The 13,529-nt window shown below is 65.5% G+C and carries 14 protein-coding genes; 5 read left to right on the plus strand and 9 right to left on the minus strand.

Translation table 11 applies throughout. The features are described 5' to 3' along the window. Nucleotides 1–125: 125 nt before the first annotated feature. From EPK82_RS23660 to EPK82_RS23675, 4 genes are all read right to left on the minus strand, one after another. The gene (locus EPK82_RS23660; protein ID WP_037054551.1) at nt 126–1,436 is read right to left on the minus strand and encodes an ABC transporter substrate-binding protein; all 1,311 of its coding nucleotides are present in this window, start codon (nt 1,434–1,436) and stop codon (nt 126–128) included. Between the two features lie 227 nt (nt 1,437–1,663). Continuing rightward, the gene (locus EPK82_RS23665; protein ID WP_134678236.1) at nt 1,664–2,569 is read right to left on the minus strand and encodes an AraC family transcriptional regulator; all 906 of its coding nucleotides are present in this window, start codon (nt 2,567–2,569) and stop codon (nt 1,664–1,666) included. 61 nt (nt 2,570–2,630) lie between these two features. Next, nucleotides 2,631–3,692, minus strand: coding sequence for a PA0069 family radical SAM protein (locus EPK82_RS23670; protein WP_134678237.1), 1,062 nt, complete (start codon nt 3,690–3,692; stop codon nt 2,631–2,633). A 76-nt stretch (nt 3,693–3,768) separates the two neighbouring features. Beyond that, entirely contained in the window at nt 3,769–4,755 is a 987-nt protein-coding gene (locus EPK82_RS23675; RefSeq protein ID WP_134678238.1) for a bile acid:sodium symporter family protein, read from the minus strand. Between the two features lie 81 nt (nt 4,756–4,836). Here EPK82_RS23675 and EPK82_RS23680 point away from each other — a divergent pair, with 81 nt between their 5' ends. After that, nucleotides 4,837–5,628, plus strand: a complete 792-nt coding sequence (locus EPK82_RS23680; protein ID WP_134678239.1) for an AraC family transcriptional regulator — start codon at nt 4,837–4,839, stop codon at nt 5,626–5,628. Between the two features lie 52 nt (nt 5,629–5,680). Here EPK82_RS23680 and EPK82_RS23685 read toward each other — a convergent pair whose 3' ends face one another. The 3 genes from EPK82_RS23685 to prlC are packed head-to-tail and all read right to left on the minus strand — an operon-like array spanning nt 5,681 to nt 9,104. Further along, a complete protein-coding gene (locus EPK82_RS23685; protein WP_134678240.1) occupies nt 5,681–6,745 on the minus strand; it encodes a hypothetical protein in 1,065 nt (354 codons plus the stop codon). A gap of 26 nt (nt 6,746–6,771) precedes the next feature. After that, nucleotides 6,772–7,059 carry a YheV family putative zinc ribbon protein gene (locus EPK82_RS23690; RefSeq protein ID WP_037054561.1) on the minus strand — a complete coding sequence of 96 codons (288 nt, stop codon included), beginning with the start codon at nt 7,057–7,059 and terminating at the stop codon, nt 6,772–6,774. Beyond that, entirely contained in the window at nt 7,056–9,104 is a 2,049-nt protein-coding gene (gene prlC / locus EPK82_RS23695; RefSeq protein ID WP_134678241.1) for an oligopeptidase A, read from the minus strand. The genes EPK82_RS23690 and prlC overlap by 4 nt, the downstream gene beginning before the upstream one ends. Nucleotides 9,105–9,234: 130 nt before the next feature. Between prlC and EPK82_RS23700 the strand changes: the two genes are divergently transcribed. The 4 genes from EPK82_RS23700 to EPK82_RS23715 all read left to right on the plus strand — a co-directional run bounded on the left by EPK82_RS23700 (nt 9,235) and on the right by EPK82_RS23715 (nt 12,093). Next, nucleotides 9,235–9,771, plus strand: a complete 537-nt coding sequence (locus tag EPK82_RS23700) for a gamma carbonic anhydrase family protein (RefSeq protein WP_047585228.1) — start codon at nt 9,235–9,237, stop codon at nt 9,769–9,771. A gap of 2 nt (nt 9,772–9,773) precedes the next feature. Next, nucleotides 9,774–10,274: a GNAT family N-acetyltransferase gene (locus tag EPK82_RS23705; protein ID WP_208651177.1), complete on the plus strand. Its 501-nt coding sequence runs from the start codon at nt 9,774–9,776 to the stop codon at nt 10,272–10,274. A gap of 116 nt (nt 10,275–10,390) precedes the next feature. Next, nucleotides 10,391–11,356, plus strand: a complete 966-nt coding sequence (locus tag EPK82_RS23710; RefSeq protein ID WP_134678242.1) for a hypothetical protein — start codon at nt 10,391–10,393, stop codon at nt 11,354–11,356. Between the two features lie 59 nt (nt 11,357–11,415). After that, nucleotides 11,416–12,093 carry an HAD family hydrolase gene (locus tag EPK82_RS23715; RefSeq protein ID WP_134678243.1) on the plus strand — a complete coding sequence of 226 codons (678 nt, stop codon included), beginning with the start codon at nt 11,416–11,418 and terminating at the stop codon, nt 12,091–12,093. Here the strand turns inward: EPK82_RS23715 and EPK82_RS23720 are convergent. Together EPK82_RS23720 and EPK82_RS23725 are read right to left on the minus strand one after the other, a co-directional pair. Beyond that, nucleotides 12,078–12,308 (minus strand): DUF1161 domain-containing protein, encoded by a 231-nt coding sequence (locus EPK82_RS23720; RefSeq protein ID WP_037054573.1) that lies wholly within the window; start codon nt 12,306–12,308, stop codon nt 12,078–12,080. The genes EPK82_RS23715 and EPK82_RS23720 overlap by 16 nt on opposite strands. A 62-nt stretch (nt 12,309–12,370) precedes the next feature. Beyond that, on the minus strand, nt 12,371–13,432 hold the full coding sequence (locus tag EPK82_RS23725; RefSeq protein ID WP_134678244.1) for an aminopeptidase: 1,062 nt from the start codon (nt 13,430–13,432) through the stop codon (nt 12,371–12,373). Nucleotides 13,433–13,529 lie beyond the last annotated feature (97 nt).

Here is a 13,529-nt window from a genome sequence, read left to right on the forward strand (position 1 = left end):
GCGTTGCGTCGGGTGGGGTGGGCGCCCGGTGGAGCAGCGACGCGACGCCGACTCTTGCCTGCTCGGGTGGCGCGCCGCGCTTCACCTGCGACGGCGCTGACCCACACCGGGACGCTGCGCGTGACTTACTTCGGGTATCCCGCGCGCTTCATTTCCCGCGCCGTGCTCTGCTGCGCGGCCTGCAGGGCCTGCTCCGGCTGCATCTGGCCGGTCAGCGCGGCGGCGAACAGCTTGCCGACACTGGTGCCGATGGCCTGGAACTCGGGAATGGTCACCAGCTGAATACCCACGTAGGGCACGGGCTTGGCGCTGGGGTTGGCCGGGTCGGCCTGCTTCAGCGAATCCAGGGTGACCTTGGCGAACGGCGCCGCCTGCATGTAGGCATCGCTGTAGGTCGAGGCACGGGTGCCAGGCGGTACGTTGGCCACACCGTCGGTGTCGGCCACCAGCTTGGCGTAGGCCTGCGAAGTGGCCCAGGCACTGAAGGTCTTGGCGGCAGCCTTGGACTTGGAGCTGGTGGGAATCGCCAGTGCCCAGGAGTACAGCCAGGAAGCACCCTTGTCGGTGACCTGGGTCGGCGCGAAGGTGAAGCCCACCGCGTCGCTGACCTTGCTCTGCGACGGGTCGGTGACGAACGAGCCGGCCACGCTGGCGTCGACCCACTGCGCGCACTTGCCACTGTTGAACAGCGCCAGGTTTTCGTTGAAACCGTTGCTCGAGGCGCCCGGCGGGCCGTACTTCTTCATGTTGTCGACGTAGAAGTTCAGCGCGTTCTTCCATTCGCTGCCGGTGAATTCCGGCTGCCATTGCTCATCGAACCAGCGCGCACCGTAGGCATTGGCCAGGGTGGTGATCAGCGCCATGTTCTCGCCCCAGCCGGCCTTGCCGCGCAGGCACAGGCCGTAGACGCCCTGCTCCGGCTGGTGCAGCTTGCCGGCGAACTCGGCGAGCTGTGCCCAGGTCGGCTGCTCCGGCATCTGCAGGCCGGCCTGCTCGAACAGGTCCTTGCGGTAATAGGTGATCGAAGCTTCGGCGTAGAACGGCAGGGCGTACAGCGTGCCCTTGGCCGACAGGCCTTCACGCACCGAGGGGAACACGTCGTCGAGGTGATAGTCGGCCGGCAGATCGGTCATCGGCTCCAGCCAGCCTTTTTCGCCCCACAGTGCGGCTTCGTACATGCCGATGGTGAGGACGTCGAACTGGCCGCCCTGGGTGGCGATGTCGGTGGTCAGGCGCTGGCGCAGCACGTTCTCTTCGAGCACCACCCACTTGAGCTTGATGTCCGGGTTCTGTTCTTCGAAGGTCTTCGACAGGCGCTGCATGCGGATCATGTCGCTGTTGTTGACCGTGGCGATGGTCAGGGTTTCGGCGCCCTGGGCGACGACGGTGAGGGACAGGCAAGAGGCTGCAACGAGGGCTTTGATCGAGTTGTTCATGCTTGTGAACTCCTCTCCCGCGCCGGTACGGCTACGGAAGAACGTTATTGTTTTTGTTTCGCTCGGCCCGGATTACACCCCCGCTGGGCCGCGCGGACAAATCCTTGAGCGCACAGTGGCCGATACTTTTTTGCACTCGATGGGCAATGCTCAACCCGCCTGGCGAGCAGCGGAACTGCCTGAGATGAGGGGCTGTGGCGATATCGGGGGACAGGGGCGCTGCCGATTCAGTACAGGTTTTGCTCGGTCAGGCGCTGCACCGCCAGCTTGCGATAGCCGGAGGGCGTCATGCCCTTGAGCTGCTGGAAGCGGCGGTTGAAGTTGGAGATGTTGCTGAAGCCGGACTCGAAGCAGACCTCGGTCACCGGCTTGTCGCTCTTGCTCAGCAGCTCGCAGGATTTGCTCACCCGCAGGCGATTGACGAACTCGACGAAACAGCGCCCGGTGGCCTGCTTGAAGAAGCGCGAGAAGTAGGTGGGTGTCATGCCCAGGTGCTCGGCGACCTCCTCCTGGCTGATGCCCTGTGCATAGTGCTGAAAGATGTAGTCCACCGCCCGGTTGATGCGTTCGACGTGCTGCTCGTCGCCCAGCTCCGACGAGGTCACGGCCGAGAGCAGCTGGTAGTCCTCGCTGCCGGCGAGCAGCTCCATGAGGATGAAGAAGTGGCCCAGGCGGGTGATCCCACGGCTGCTGGCGATCCTGCCCAGCAGCACGGCGGCTTCGCGAATCAGCTGCGGGTCGCGGAACTCGATGCCGAACTGCGCGCGGGCGAGCAGGGGCTGCAGGGTCTTGAGTTCGGCGAACACGGCGGTGCCGCTTTCCAGCACCTCGTCGGTGAAGTTGACCAGCATGTCGCGGGTTTCCACCCGTTCGCCTTCCTCGACCTGGCTGATCCAGTTGTGCGGCAGCCCCGGGCCGGTGAGAAACAGGGTGTTGGCGGAGAAGTTGCCGATGTAGTCGCCGATGAACACCTTGCCCGAACTGGCGACGATCAGGTGCAGCTCGTATTCCTTGTGGAAATGCCAGCGCACCAGTGGCGAAGGGAAACCGTGCTGACGGTAGATCAGCGAATGGCCTTCATGGTCGTCCATCAGTTCGTAGGACGGGTCGGCTACGCGGGATGTGCGGGTCATGGGGTGCGCCGGTCAATGCCTCGGTTGACCACGTTTTAACATATCGGCGCCCGCTGCCAAGTCAGAGCAGACTCAATTGCGCACCCGGCGGGCAGAACTGCGTGCAATCCAGCACCACGCTGCCCCGGCGGTCCAGGCCGAACTTGCGGCGCGCCAGGCGGAAGCGCTGTTCCAGCAGGTCGGCGAACTGCCCCTCGCCACGCATGCGGCTGCCGAAGCGGCTGTCGTAGTTCCTGCCGCCACGGCTCTGGCGGATCAGGCTCATCACATGGGCGGCGCGCTCCGGAAAGTGCACCTGCAGCCATTCCTCGAACAGGTCGGCGATTTCCAGCGGCAGGCGCAGCAGCACATAGCCGGCCGAGCGGGCACCGGCATCCCGGGCGGCCTCCAGCAGCGCTTCCAGTTCCATGTCGTTGATCATGGGAATCATCGGTGCGCAGAGCACGCTGACCGGCACACCCGCCTCGTGCAGCGTGCGCATGGCCCTCAGGCGCGCCGCTGGTGCTGCGGTGCGCGGTTCCATGATGCGCTTGAGCTCGTCGTCCAGGGTGGTCAGGCTGAAGGCCACGCTGACCAGGTTGTGGCTGGCCAGTTCGCCGAGCAGGTCGAGGTCGCGCAGGATCAGCGAGCCCTTGGTGATGATGTGCAGCGGGTGCTTGTAGCGCAGCAGGATTTCCAGCGCCTGGCGGGTCAGGCGCTGTTCGCGCTCGATGGGCTGGTAGGCGTCGGTGTTGATGCCCAGGGCGATGGGCTGCGGCACGTAACCGGGTTTCTGCAGCTGCTCTTCGAGGCGCTCGGCCAGGTTGGTCTTGGCGATCAGGCGGGTCTCGAAGTCGATGCCCGGTGACATGTCCCAGTAGGCATGGGTCGGCCTGGCGAAGCAGTAGATGCAGCCATGCTCGCAGCCACGGTAGGGGTTCACCGAGCGATCGAAGCCGACATCCGGTGAGTTGTTGCGGGTGATGGCCGTCTTCGCCTTTTCCTTGCGCACCTCGGTGGCGCGGCTCGGCGGCGTTTCCTCCTGATACCAGCCGTCGTCCTGCTGCTCCGAACGGGTCGGTGCATAACGGTTGTGTGGGTTGCTGGCGGTACCACGGCCTCGTGGCGGCAGGCTGACGGACATGAACGGGCTCCTGAGAATACTGTATAAAAATACAGTCATCTGGCGCCCGGGCAAGTCCCTTTTGTCGCGGCGCCGCTCAGGCGGTCGCCGGTTGCGTCCCGTCCTTGCGCTGGGCGTAGCGCTGCGCCAGTACCGCGCAGACCATCAGCTGGATCTGGTGAAAGAGCATCAGTGGCAGGATCAGCACGCCGATGGCGCTGCCGGCGAACAGCACCTGGGCCATGGGCACGCCAGTGGCCAGGCTCTTCTTCGACCCGCAGAAGAGGATGGTGATGCGGTCCTCCAGGTTGAAGCCCAGCCACTTGCCGAGCAGGTGGGTCAGCAGCAGCGCCAGGGCCAGCAGCACGCAGCAGGCGACGACCACCGCCAGCAGCGTGACCAGCGGCACCTGCTGCCAGAGGCCGCCGATCACCGCGGCGCTGAAGGCGGTGTAGACCACCAGCAGGATCGAACTCTGGTCGACGTACTTCAGCCAGTTCTTGTTCTGCGTCACCCAGCCGCCGATCCAGCGTTGGGCGATCTGGCCGAGGATGAACGGCAGCAGCAGTTGCAGGCTGATCTTGCCGATGGCGTCGAGGGTCGAGCCGTTGTCGCCGTGCACGCCCATCAGCACTGCCACCAGCAGCGGCGTGATGAAGATGCCCAGCAGGCTGGAGGCCGCCGCACTGCAGATCGCCGCCGCGACATTGCCGCGTGCCAGGGAGGTGAAGGCGATGGCCGACTGCACCGTGGCCGGCAGCGCGCAGAGGTAGAGCATGCCCATGAACAGCTCGCTGCCCAGCAGCGGCTCCAGGGCAGGGCGCAGCGCCAGCCCGAGCAGCGGGAAGAGGATGAAGGTGCAGGAAAATACCAGCAGGTGCAGGCGCCAGTGACCGGCACCGGCGACGATCGCCTGGCGTGACAGCTTGGCGCCGTGCATGAAGAACAGCAGGGCGATGGCCAGGTTGGTGATCCATTCGAACGCGGTGGCGACCTGGCCGCTGGCGGGCAGCAGCGTGGCGGCGAGTACCACGGCGAGCAGGGTCAGGGTGAAGTTGTCAGGCAGCAGACGGCGCAGGAACATGGCGAATCTCGGACTTGCGATACAGGAGGGCGTCAGACTATCGTCGTCGAAAATTTCCGGCTAACGCTAAAGAGCCAGCAAGTGTCGCTAAGCAGACATCCCGCTACCCTGCATCGCAGCCTGCCCGAGTTGCCCAGCCTGCCTCGGCCGCTCTATGGCCGGGTCGAGTCGCTGACCAACCGTGCGCTGACCTTCCGTCATACCCACCCCTGGGTGCAGCTGTCCTATGCCATCGCCGGGGTGCTCGAGGTGCAGACCGCTGGGGCCCGCTTCGTCGCCCCGCCGCAGCGCGCGGTGTGGGTGCCGGCAGGTGTCGAACATCAGGTGCTCAGCTCGCCTCGTACCGAGATGCGCAGCCTGTACATCGACGGTAGTGCCGTGCCCTGGGGTTCGCCCGACTGCCGTGTGCTGGCGGTCAGCCCGCTGCTGCGCGAGCTGATTCGTGGTTTCAGTGCACTGCCCGCGGAGTACGATGAGCAGGGCGCGCCGGGCCGGCTGGCCGCGGTGCTGCTGGACGAACTGCGCGCTGCCCCGGATGTCGCGCTGATGCTGCCGTTGCCGCAGGACGCACGGCTGCGCGACGTGTGTCAGGGGTTGGAGGATGCGACGCTGCGCCAACTGGGCCTGGGTGAATGGGGCGAGCGGCTGGGGGTTTCGGAGAAAACCTTGAGTCGCCTGTTCCTGCGCGAAACGGGCCTGAGCTTTCGTATGTGGCGCCAGCGCCAACGCCTGCTCGATGCGCTTACCCCGTTGGAGCAGGGCGAGCGTGTCACCGATGTGGCGCTGGCCTGCGGGTATGACTCGCTATCGGCCTTTATCGCCGCCTTTCGCCGCCAGTTTGGCGCAACTCCAGGAGAGTTCTTTCGCGAGTAGCGTGTAACTTGCGGGATGAATCTTCACTTGCCTTGCGCAGTCAGTGAGCAGATCAGCGCAGTTCCACGGGCAGCGCCTTGCCGCCTTGCTGCTGCCAGGTGCCGGTTAGTGAGCCGTCCGGCTGCAAGTGCAGGTCGAAGATGGCAGGGTTGTCGCCACCTTCGTACAGGCGAACCTGATTAGCACTGATGGTCCGCTGGCTCAGTTCGATCTGCCGGGCGTAACGCTCGTAGAAGTAGCTGCTGGAGGCATAGACGTTGCCCTCCAGCACCAGGCTGATCGCGTAGCGGCCATCGATCTTGCCTCGGTAGGCGCCACCGGCACGCAGATCGGCAGGACGCTGGCAGTCGCTGCGCTGCTCCAGCAGCAGGCAGCGACCGTAGGGGCTGAAGTCATCGGCCAATTGCGCATAGGGAATGCTGTTGCTGTACTCGCTCAGGTCGTCCAGTGCCAGCACGACATGCGGTGCGCAGCCTTCGGCGATCAGCTTCAGGCTATCGCGACCCAGCTCCACCCGGTTGTATGTCAGATCGCTGTTGCTGCGTCTGGGCAAGCACTCTTGATACATCGAACGCTGGGTTTCGAGGCGCTCGTCATCCTCGTCCAGCTCTGCCGTGGCGTCGGCCGGAGGCGGCAATTCGGCGAGAAATGCCTCGATGCGCTGGCCGCGTTCATGGCCCACACGTTCGCCCAGCCGTTGCAGGCCCGCTGGCGTGAACAACTGCTCGAGGCCGATGGGGCGGCCGCTGGTCAGGTCGAAGGGGTAGGTAAAAGTACCCATGCTGGTATAGGCGCCGGTGTATTCGCCAGTCACGCTCAGGGACAGGTAACCCGGCCCCTGGCCATCGATCATGTAATCGATGTTGTTGGTCCCCCAGATTTCGCCCTCCTTGGGCCAGATGCGTTCGAATGGCGAGCGCTCGAAGCGCCCAGGCAGGCCGTTCAGCACGACCGCATGCAGGTAGGTATTGATGCGCCCGATGGCAGGGCTGTCACCGTTGAACAGGGGGAAACGGTAGGCTTCCCACTCGCTACGCTTGGCTTCCTGGTTCTCGACACGCAGCTCGGCCGCCACCGGCAATGCGGCGCTGAGCAGTAACAGGGGTAGACAACGCATACGGCCCTCCATGGCCAGAAGTGGGACTACTCGCTGGGCTTCTTCAGCTTAGGATTGGGGAAGAACTGCACCGCCTGCACGTTCGGATCGGCCGCCTTGGGCTTCAGGCCGCTGACGTTGACCCGCGTGGGCAGTTCCCTGGGCACCGAGTTGCCACGGGCGTCGAGGGTGTCGGCGTAGCCGCACTTGACGCACTCGCGGTGCGGCACGCCATCGACGTTCCACATCTTGATGCTGTCGGTCTCGCTGCACGCCGGGCACACGGCGCCGGCGATGAAGCGTTTCGGCGTGCTGTTCACAGGCGCATCGCTCATGCGGCCTCCTGGCTCAGGCCGAGGTGACGCAGCAGGGCGTCGATGCTCGGTTCGCGGCCACGGAAGTCGACGAACAGCACCATCGGCGCCTGCGAGCCGCCACGGGCGAGGATGGCCTCGCGGAAGGCGCTGCCGGTGGCGCTGTTGAACACGCCTTCTTCCTCGAACTTGGAGAAGGCATCGGCACTGAGCACTTCGGCCCACTTGTAGCTGTAGTAACCGGCTGCGTAGCCGCCGGCGAAGATGTGCGCGAAACCATTGGCGAAGCGGTTGTAGGCCGGCGGTCGCATCACCGAGACCTCGCTGCGCACGCCTTCGAGCACGTCCAGCACGCTGCGGCCGTCGCCGTGGGTGGCATGCAGCTCGAAATCGAACAGGGAGAACTCCAGCTGGCGCACCATCATCAGCCCGGACTGGAAGTTCTTCGCCGCCAGCATCTTGTCCAGCATGGCCTGTGGCAGCGCTTCGCCGGTTTCATGGTGGCCGGAGATCAGCGCCAGGCCTTCCGGCTCCCAGCACCAGTTCTCCATGAACTGGCTGGGCAGCTCGACCGCATCCCAGGCCACGCCGTTGATGCCCGAGGCGCCGGCGTGCTCGACGCGGGTCAGCAGGTGGTGCAGGCCGTGGCCGAATTCGTGGAACAGGGTGGTGACTTCGTCGTGGGTCAGCAGCGCCGGCTTGCCGCCGACCGGCGGGGTGAAGTTGCACACCAGGTTGGCGACCGGGGCGATCAGCTTGCCGGAGGCATCACGCCGCTTGTCGCGGGCGCCATCCATCCACGCGCCGCCGCGCTTGTTGGCGCGGGCGTAGAGGTCGAAGAAGAAACGCCCGACGTGCTCGCCGTGTTCGCTGATCTCGAACAGGCGCACGTCCGGGTGCCAGGTGTCGAAGTCGTGCAGCTCGCGGATCTGGATGCCGTAGAGCTTCTGCACGATGGCGAACAGGCCGTTGAGCACCTTGTCCACCGGGAACCAGGCGCGCACTTCCTCCTGGGAGATGCTGTAGCGCTGCTGGCGCAGCTTCTCGCTGTAGTAGCCGACGTCCCAGCTTTGCAGGTCGCAGAGGCCCTGCTCGGCGGCGAAGGCCTTGAGCTCGGCCAGGTCCTGCTCGGCGAAGGGCTTGCTGCGCACCGCCAGGTCACGCAGGAAGCTCAGCACCTGATCGGTCGACTCCGCCATCTTGCTGGCCAGGCTCAGCTCGCTGTAGTGGGCGAAGCCGAGCAGGCGGGCCAGCTCCTGGCGCAGGTCGAGAATCTCGCTCATCAGCGGACCGTTGTCGTTCTGCCCGGCGTTCGGACCCTGGTCGGAGGCGCGGGTGCAGTAGGCGGCGTACACCTCTTCGCGCAGGGCGCGGTCGTCGGCGTAGGTCATCACGGCGTAGTAGCTGGGGAACTCCAGGGTGATCAGCCAGCCGTCCAGGCCCTTGGCCTGAGCCGCCTGCTGCATCTGCGCCTTGGCCGAATCGGTCAGGCCGACCAGCAGCGCTTCATCGGTCACCTGCTTGGTCCAGGCCTGGGTGGCGTCGAGCAGCTGGTTGGAGAACCTGCTGGTCAGCTCGGACAGACGCATCTGGATTTCACCGTAGCGCTTCTGCTGTTCGGCCGGCAGGTCGATACCCGACAGGCGGAAGTCACGCAGGGCGTGCTCGAGAATAGTCGTCTGCGCCACGTCGAAAGTGGCCGCCTGCGGGCTCAGCGACAGCGCTTCGTAGGCCTGGAACAGCGGCTTGTTCTGGCCCATCTCGGTCCAGTATTCCGACAGTTTGGGCAGGCAGGCCTCGTAGGCGGCGCGCAGTTCCGGGCTGTTGCACACGGCATTGAGGTGGCTCACCGGGCTCCAGGCGCGGCCCAGGCGCGCACCCAGTTCGTCCAGCGCCAGGACCAGGCCGTCCCAGCTCGGATTGGCCTGCTGGCGCTCGAGCAGCTTGGCGATGGCGACGCGGCTGTCGGCCAGGATCTGCTCGACGGCAGGTTCGACGTGCTCGGGTTTGATCTGCGAGTAAGGCGGCAGGTCGAAGTCTTGCAGCAGGGGATTGTTCGCGGTCACGACGAGGCACCTGTAACGAAGGGAGATTGGGTTGAGAGCGTGGCAGCGCAGCGAGGCGGCACGATAACAACCGACATGGGGGCCATATTAATTACAATCAAGCCTTCCCGCAGCCTTGGAGATTTCTATCATGGCGATTCGCAGTTACCAGCAATTCACTCCGCAGCTCGGTGAGCGGGTATTCGTCGATGCCAGCGCCGTGGTGCTGGGTGACGTCGAGATCGGTGACGACAGCTCGGTCTGGCCGATGACCGTGATCCGTGGCGACATGCACCAGATCCGCATCGGCGCGCGCACCAGCGTGCAGGACGGCAGCGTGCTGCACATCACCCATGCCGGGCCGTTCAATCCGGAGGGCTACCCGCTGATCATCGGCGACGAGGTCACCGTCGGGCACAAGGTCACCCTGCACGGCTGCACCCTGGGCAGCCGCATCCTGGTCGGCATGGGCAGCATCGTCATGGACGGCGCCGTGGTCGAGGACGAGGTGATCATCGGCGCCGGCTCCCTGGTGCCGCCGGGCAAGCGCCTGGAAAGCGGCTACCTGTACGTCGGCAGCCCGGTCAAGCAGGCACGGCCGCTGACCGACAAGGAGCGCACCTTCTTCAGCTACACGGCGGGCAACTACGTGAAGCTCAAGGACCTGCATCTGGTCGAGGGCTACTAGCCGTGAGTGATGCCGAACTGCGCATTCGTCCTCTCGAGGCCGCCGATTTCGACCAGGTCTGGCCGATCATCGAAGGCGTGGTGCAGGCGCAGGAAACCTACGCCTTCGATCCGGACATGGATCGCGAAACGGCCTGGAAAACCTGGGTCGAGCTGCCGCGTGCCACCTTCGTCGTCGAGCAGCACGGGCAGATCCTCGGCACCTACTACATCAAGGCCAACGCCGCCGGTCCCGGCGATCATGTGTGCAACTGCGGCTATATGACCGCCCCTGCCGCGCGCGGCAAGGGCGTGGCCAGCGCCATGTGCCGGCACTCGCTGCAGGTCGGCCGCGAGCTGGGCTTCAGCGCCATGCAGTTCAACAGCGTGGTGGCGAGCAATACGGTGGCCGTGGCGTTGTGGCAGAAGCTCGGCTTCGCCATCGTCGGCACCCTGCCCAAGGCCTACCGGCATGCGCGACTGGGGCTGGTGGACTGCCATGTGATGTTTCGCAGCCTGACCTGAGCCGCCCGCGCCGGGCGTGTCGACAGCACAGTTCTGCATGCGGGCGCTTTTGTCCGCCATGCAGGGTGGCTAAGCTCGCCAGACCGAACAGGATGCCTGCACCGACAAGGATTGCCATGACTCAAACCAACCCCTTCGCGGCCGACCCGCTCGTTCCATCCGCTGCGCCCCGCCCGCTGCCGGCACTACCAGGGCATCTGGTGGCCGTGGCCCTGTCGATGAGCGTCATCGCCATGCTGCTGTCGATGATCGGCTGGTGGAGGAGCGATCTCGAGAACGATTTCAGCGTCTGGCTGAGCTACGTCGCCCCTTACTGGGTCAATCACCTGCTCATGGCGGGACTGGGTGTCTACTGGCTGACGAGCGCATACCTGGAACGTCATCGCCTGGCCGGCTACCGGCAGCCGGCGCGACTGCTGGTGAGTTATGGCGTGGTTTACCTGCTGCTGTCCTGGGGGCTCGGTTTCGTCTCCGGCCAGCTGTACATGTGGCTGTACGAGCTACTGGACGATCAGTACAGCGGACGCCTGCTGACCAGCCTGGGCTGGTCGGTCATTGGCCTGCTGAGCTTTTGCCTGGAGGTGCTGGTGCCGCTCTGGCTGCTGCTGCAGCTGTTCCGGCGCAGCGCCGAGGTGACCGACGGTGACCTGCAGATGGCCGCTACGTCGCTGGCCTGGTGTTTCGCGCTGGCCATCATGGTGGGATACCTGCAGGTGATGGGCCTGGCGCTCGAGCTGATGGACGGTGCGTTCTACGGGTTCGAGCTGGAGAGCTGGGCCGGCGTGATCAATCTGCTCCATGGCGGCGTTTACATGCTGGTGGCGTTCTTCGCCGCGCGCTCGGCCTTGCCGGAGCAGGTCCGTGGTTTCAGGGGCGGGCGGCTGGCGCTGGCAGCGCTGATCACGCTGTCGCTATGGATCGCTGGTGCGCTGCTGTGCGCGATCATCATGCTGGTGTTGCTGCTGGTGGTGGGTGTCTCCGACCTGCTGCTGCTCTTTGGCCTCGTGCAACTGGCGCTGCTCTGGCCGTTCAGCCGCCTCGGGCTGCGCTGGGGCTATCGGGCGCAACCTGTACAGGGGTGAACTGTCGGGGGGCAGGCGAGTATCCTTCCCGGCTTTCCGCTTTCCCAGAGGTGCTCGTCATGCATCATTCCACCGTTCTTTTCGACCTCGACGGCACGCTCACCGATCCGCGCGAGGGTATTACCCGTTCGGTGCAGTTCGCGCTGGCCAAGCTGGGCATCGACGAACCGGACCTGGCGGCCCTGGAGCATTTCATCGGCCCGCCATTGCTGCAGTGCTTCATGGCCAGCTACGGGCTGGACGAAGCCACCGCCTGGCAGGCGGTGAACCATTATCGCGAGCGCTTCAAGGTCACCGGGCTGTATGAGAACCGGATGTTCGCAGGCGTACCGAGCCTGCTCGACGCACTGCAGGCGCAGGGGCGCACGCTGTACATCGCCACCAGCAAACCCACGGTTTTCGCCGAGGAGATCGCCCGGCACTTCGGTTTCGACCGCTACTTCAAGCGCATCTATGGCAGCGAGCTGGATGGTACGCGTACCAACAAGGTGGAGCTGCTGGCGCATCTGCTGGAGTCGGAGGGCCTGGCACCGGGCTCGGCGCTGATGATCGGTGACCGCAAGCACGACCTGATCGGCGCACGCAGCAACGGCGTGCAGGCGGTGGCGGTGGGTTACGGTTTCGGCAGCCGTGAGGAGTTGCTGGGCGAGGCGCCGGCGTTCCATTTCGAGACGCTGGAGGCGCTGCATGGAGCCTTCATGGGCAACGCCCCCGGGGTGGCTCAGTCGTTGCGCTGATAGATGATCTTCCTGGTGCCGCCGTCGCAGCTGCCCACCACCATGCTCTGATCCTGGACTTCGTCGTTGGCAACGATTTCCAGGGTGTAGCTGGGCACATTGTTGGCCTGAATCTTCACTTCGATTTCCTGCTTGAGCTCCTCGCAGGGTTTGGGCGCCGCCAGCGCGCCGCCTGCAAGCATCAGCAGGGCCAGGGCAGGGATCATCCGTTGCATCGCGCGTATCTCCAGGGTTGTGGGTGACCTGTGAGGTTGGACTGGCAGATTGCCCGGCAGTTCTAGTCGTCACCCTGCAGGGCGGTCAGTTGCGCATGGCGTTGTTCGGCGGGCAACTGGCCCAGAGCGGCGACGGCGGCGTAGAAGGCCGGCCAGTCGCGGCCTTCGCGGGCAAACAGCGCGGCGAAGGCGGGCACCCACTGGTCGTAGAGGCCGAAGGGCAGCAGCTTGGCGTTGTTCAACGGGGCGTCGATCCAGGCGTCATAGCGGCCCTGGCCGCCCCACTCGCGTTGGCGCAACCTGTGGTAGTCGTGGCGCAGGCGGGCGAATTCGGCCTGTTTGGCACTGCGCATGGCCGCTGCCGGCAGGTCGCGGGCGTAGAGCAGGCGCAGGCGTTCGCGGCTGGCCAGGACCAGTTCGACGAACTGCTGGCGCTGATGGTCGTCGCTGGCGGGGGGCGTCTCCCCACGGGATGTGTGCCACTGGCGCAGGCCCTCGCGCTCGACGAAGGTGGCGAAGGACTCGTTGAAGGCGGTATCGCCCGGCAGGTAGAACTGCTGGTGCGCCAGTTCGTGGAAGATCACCGCGACCAGGCGTTCGTCGTCCCAGCGCAGCATGCTGTTGAGCAGCGGGTCATCGAACCAGCCCAGGGTGGAGTAGGCCTCGACGCCGCCTATGTAGGTGTCCAGCCCCTGTTGGCGGAGCAGCGCGGCGGCGCCACGGGCGCGACCCTGCTGGTAGTAGCCGCGATAGGCGACGCAGCCGGCGATGGGGAAGCAGTGCAGCTCCGGGTCGAGGGAGAACTCGGGCGTGGCGAACACGTTCCACACCACGAAGGGGCGCTTGAGGTCGGCGTAGAGCCGGTAGCTGCGGTTGTCCGGCAGGCGCAGGCTGGCGCTGGCGAAGTCCCTCGCCTGCTGTGACAGCGCCAGGCGCCTGGCCAGATCGGGTGTGGTCTGCGGGTCCTGCAGCAGTCGCTCGACGGGCTCGCGCGCCTGCAGCAACTGCCACTGGCCCTGGCCGAGATGGGCGTAGTAGTCCAGGGTCGAGCAACCGCCGAGCAGCAGGGCAAGCAGCGGAACCGCGAGGCGGCGCAGAATGTCGATGGAGAAGGTGTCGGGCATGCGCTCACGCTAGCCGATCCGGATGGTCGGTGCCTAGGCTCCGGATGAAAAGCGCCGCGACAGATGGCTCTACTATTTCCCCGGGACCGGCCCGCGC

Origin of the sequence: Ectopseudomonas khazarica (assembly GCF_004521985.1) — a bacterium.
In the GTDB taxonomy this organism is placed as follows: domain Bacteria; phylum Pseudomonadota; class Gammaproteobacteria; order Pseudomonadales; family Pseudomonadaceae; genus Aquipseudomonas; species Aquipseudomonas khazarica.

Excerpts from the sequence above, each read along its gene's own strand:
- EPK82_RS23690 (WP_037054561.1), bottom strand. The coding sequence starts at position 7,059 with ATGAGCGATGCGCCTGTGAACAGCACGCCGAAACGCTTCATCGCCGGC.
- EPK82_RS23665 (WP_134678236.1), bottom strand. The coding sequence starts at position 2,569 with ATGACCCGCACATCCCGCGTAGCCGACCCGTCCTACGAACTGATGGAC.
- EPK82_RS23715 (WP_134678243.1), top strand. The coding sequence starts at position 11,416 with ATGCATCATTCCACCGTTCTTTTCGACCTCGACGGCACGCTCACCGAT.
- EPK82_RS23700 (WP_047585228.1), top strand. The coding sequence starts at position 9,235 with ATGGCGATTCGCAGTTACCAGCAATTCACTCCGCAGCTCGGTGAGCGG.
- EPK82_RS23685 (WP_134678240.1), bottom strand. The coding sequence starts at position 6,745 with ATGCGTTGTCTACCCCTGTTACTGCTCAGCGCCGCATTGCCGGTGGCG.
- EPK82_RS23720 (WP_037054573.1), bottom strand. The coding sequence starts at position 12,308 with ATGCAACGGATGATCCCTGCCCTGGCCCTGCTGATGCTTGCAGGCGGC.
- EPK82_RS23675 (WP_134678238.1), bottom strand. The coding sequence starts at position 4,755 with ATGTTCCTGCGCCGTCTGCTGCCTGACAACTTCACCCTGACCCTGCTC.
- EPK82_RS23660 (WP_037054551.1), bottom strand. The coding sequence starts at position 1,436 with ATGAACAACTCGATCAAAGCCCTCGTTGCAGCCTCTTGCCTGTCCCTC.
- EPK82_RS23710 (WP_134678242.1), top strand. The coding sequence starts at position 10,391 with ATGACTCAAACCAACCCCTTCGCGGCCGACCCGCTCGTTCCATCCGCT.
- EPK82_RS23725 (WP_134678244.1), bottom strand. The coding sequence starts at position 13,432 with ATGCCCGACACCTTCTCCATCGACATTCTGCGCCGCCTCGCGGTTCCG.
- EPK82_RS23670 (WP_134678237.1), bottom strand. The coding sequence starts at position 3,692 with ATGTCCGTCAGCCTGCCGCCACGAGGCCGTGGTACCGCCAGCAACCCA.